Source organism: Melaminivora alkalimesophila, assembly GCF_000282995.1.
Lineage (GTDB): Bacteria > Pseudomonadota > Gammaproteobacteria > Burkholderiales > Burkholderiaceae_C > Melaminivora > Melaminivora alkalimesophila.
Map to the genome: position 1 here is coordinate 1 of NZ_ALEE01000735.1, position 1,473 is coordinate 1,473.

At 74.4% G+C, this 1,473-nt stretch carries 2 protein-coding genes; both read right to left on the reverse strand.

The genetic code is table 11. The features are described from left to right. Nucleotides 1–684 (reverse strand): efflux RND transporter permease subunit (locus A612_RS14350; RefSeq protein ID WP_040437066.1); only part of this gene is annotated, 684 nt, incomplete at its 3' end. Nucleotides 685–697: 13 nt separating this feature from the next. Beyond that, nucleotides 698–1,473 (reverse strand): efflux RND transporter periplasmic adaptor subunit (locus A612_RS14355; protein WP_019375143.1); only part of this gene is annotated, 776 nt, incomplete at its 5' end.

The window sequence follows — 1,473 nt, forward strand, 5'->3', positions numbered from 1 at the left end:
CAGCGGCTGCTCGGCGCCGGCCAGTTCGGCGCGCCCGCCCGCGCGCTCGACCTGCACCTGGCCGAGCTGGCGCGAGACCTCGGCCGCGGTCGCACCCAGCGCCTGCAGGCGCAGCGGGTCGAGCTGCACCTGCACCTCGCGCGTGGCGCCGCCGATGCGCGTCACCGCGCCAACGCCCGGCACGGCCAGCAGGCGGCGCGTGAGCGTGTCGTCCACGAACCACGACAGCGCCTCGTCGTCCAGGCGCTCGGAGGCGATGGCGTAGGCCAGCACCGGCTGGGCCGTGAACTCGAACTTGTTGATGATCGGGTCGCGCAGCTCGGCCGGCAGGTCCGAGCGCACCCGCGCGACGGCCGAGCGCACGTCGTCCACCGCCTCCTGCACGGGCTTTTCCAGCTGGAACTCGGCGGCGATGCTCACCATGCCGTCGACCAGCGTGGTGGTGATGTGCTTGAGGCCCTGGGTGGTGGCGATCGCGTTCTCGATCTTGCGCGCCACCTCGGACTCCAGCTGCCCGGGCGCCGCGCCCGGCAGGGCCGCCGTGACGATCACCACCGGCAGGTCCATGTCGGGGAAGTTCTGCACCTTCATGGTGCGGAAGGCAAGCAGCCCGGCCAGCGTCAGCAGCACGAAGAACATGGCTGCCGGGATCGGGTTGCGGATCGACCAGGAGGAGACGTTCATGGCAGGCGCTCCTTCAGGGCTTGGCGGCGGGCGGCTGCTCGGCATCGGCCGGCGCGGGCCCGGCGACGCGCACCAGGTCGCCGTCCGTCAGGAAGGCCCCGCCGCGCTCGACGATGCGCGCCGCCGGCTCCAGGCCCTCCAGCACCTCGACCCGGTCACCGGCGCGCTCGCCGGTGCGCACGCGGCGCATGGTGACGTGGCTGCTGTCGTCCACCTCGAAGACGTGGGAAAAACCGTCGCGCACCACCAGCGCCGACAGCGGCACCGTGAGCGCATCGCGCGTGCCGAGCAGGAACTCGCCGCGCGCGAACATGCCAGCGCGCACGTCCTCGTGCGCCGGCAGGTCGACATAGACCAGCGCGTTGCGCGTCTGCGGGTCGACCGTGGGTGCGACCATGCGCACCGTGCCCTCCACCTGCGCCCCGCTGGCGGCCGTGACCTGCACGCGCTGGCCGGCGCGGATGCGCGGCAGGTCGGCCGATCCCACCTCGGCGCGCCACTCCAGGCGCCCGCGCCGCACCAGGCGAAACAGCTCCGCGCCGGCCCCCACCACCGCGCCCACCGTGGCGCTGCGCGCCGAGATCACGCCGCTGTCGGGCGCCAGCACCTGCGTGTGCTTCAGGCGCAGCTGCTGCGCGTCGAGCATCGCCTGCGCCGCCTGCACGCGCGCCTGCGCCGTCTCGGCAGCGGTGGCGTACTGCTGGATCTGCTGCTGGCTCAGGGCGCCGGACTGCGCGAGCGTGCCGGCGCGCTCGGCGTTCGCCCGGGCATCGGCGGCGGCGGCGCGCG